Annotated in this window: 3 protein-coding genes; all 3 read left to right on the forward strand. The window is 72.6% G+C overall.

What is annotated here, in order from left to right; translation table 11 throughout:
• The coding region (locus tag VTU_RS0121235; RefSeq protein ID WP_010108499.1) for a ChuX/HutX family heme-like substrate-binding protein at window positions 1-196 on the forward strand (196 nt) is incomplete at its 5' end.
• On the forward strand, window positions 186-1,094 hold the full coding sequence (locus VTU_RS0121240; protein WP_010108505.1) for a heme/hemin ABC transporter substrate-binding protein: 909 nt from the start codon (window positions 186-188) through the stop codon (window positions 1,092-1,094). The genes VTU_RS0121235 and VTU_RS0121240, both read left to right, overlap by 11 nt.
• On the forward strand, window positions 1,091-1,616 hold a 526-nt coding region (locus VTU_RS29175), incomplete at its 3' end, for an iron chelate uptake ABC transporter family permease subunit (protein ID WP_010108507.1). The genes VTU_RS0121240 and VTU_RS29175, both read left to right, overlap by 4 nt.

The raw sequence follows: 1,616 nt of genomic DNA on the forward strand, positions 1-1,616 counted from the left end.
CATGTTGGCCAACGTATGGGTGGTCGAAAAGCCGACCGCAGACGGCATCGTGACCTCGGTCGAGGCGTTCGACCCGGCGGGAGCGCTGATGGCCATGTTCTTTGGCGCGCGCAAGCCCGGCAATCCCGAGTTGCCGGCTTGGCGTGACCTCGTCTCCAGGCTGCCCCGGTTGCAGGAGTGCCCGCATGCCGCGTGATCTGCAAACCTGTGCGCAATCTTTTCCCGCGATGCATGGCCCCAGGCGCCGGCAGCTGCTGTGCGGCGCGGCCGCATTCCCGCTATTTGGCGGACCGGGAGCTGCGGCCGCCGCGGCGGCTGCGGCGCGCATCGTGACACTGGGCGGTGCGCTGACCGAAGCCGTGTACCTGCTGGGCGCCGAGAGCCTGCTGGTGGGAACCGACACCACCAGCCTCTACCCCGACGCGGCGCTCAAGACCCCCAAGGTGGGCTATATGCGCCAGCTCTCGGCCGAAGGGCTGCTCTCTCTGCGGCCCGACGCCGTGGTCGGGACCACCGAGGCCGGCCCGCCCGTGGTGCTGGACCAGGTGCGCAGCGCCGGCGTGCGCGTGGAACTGGTGCAGACCGACCATTCATGGGACGAGGTGCGGCGCAAGCTGCGCACCGTGGGGAGCGTGACGGGGCGCGAGCGCGCAGCCCGGGCGTTGCAGGCGCAACTCGACGCACGCTGGGCCGGCGTGCAGCAGGCCGTGGCGGGCACAGCGCGGCGCCCGCGGGCCCTGTTCATCCTCTCGCATGGCGGCAGCCCCATGGTCGCGGGCAGCAGCACGGCGGCCGACGCGCTGATCCGCTTTGCCGGGGGGACGAACGCCGTGGGCCAATTTTCCGGCTACCGGCCGCTGACCGCCGAGGCCCTGGCCGACGCGGCGCCCGAGGTGCTGCTCAACAGCACCCAGGGAATCGAGGCGCTCGGCGGCGAGGCGGCTTTCTGGCAGCGCCCCGAACTGGCGCTGACCCCGGCGTACCGCCGCAGAGCCCTGGTGGTCATGGAGGCGAGCTACCTGCTGGGCTTCGGACCACGCCTGCCCGGCGCCGTGCGCGAACTGCACGCACGCATGCAGGCGTTTGCGGCGTGAGCGCTGCGGCACGCGCAGCGCAGCGCCCGGGCCGGCTGTCGCCCCGCACGGCCTTGCTGCTGGGGCTGGGGATGGTGCTGCTGGCCCTCGTGGGGAGCAGCATGCAGGGGGCCTACGCCATCTCCCCCACGCAACTGTGGCAGGTGCTCGGGCAGGCCCTGCTGCAGCCGTTTGCCGAGGCCCGATCGCCGGCGCCGGAATACCTGGTGTTCATGAACATCCGCCTGCCGCGTCTGCTCATGGGCGTGGCCGCGGGCGCGGGCCTGGGATTGGCCGGTGCGCTGATGCAGGGGCTGTTTCGTAACCCGCTGGCCGACCCCGGGTTGATCGGTGTGAGCAGCGGCGCCGCGCTGGCGGCCGCCGCGACCATCGTGCTGGGAAGCCGCTGGCTGCCCGACCTGCCGCGCGCCCTGGGCAGTTGGCCCCTGGTGCTCACGGCCTTTGGCGGGGGGCTGCTGGTCACCGCGCTCATCTGCGCGCTGGCGCAGGCCGACGGGGGCACGCGCATGGGGCTGATGCTGC

Source organism: Verminephrobacter aporrectodeae subsp. tuberculatae At4 (genome assembly GCF_000193225.1).
Classification (GTDB): domain Bacteria; phylum Pseudomonadota; class Gammaproteobacteria; order Burkholderiales; family Burkholderiaceae_C; genus Acidovorax; species Acidovorax aporrectodeae.

Excerpts from the sequence above, each read along its gene's own strand:
- VTU_RS0121240 (WP_010108505.1), top strand. The coding sequence starts at position 186 with ATGCCGCGTGATCTGCAAACCTGTGCGCAATCTTTTCCCGCGATGCAT.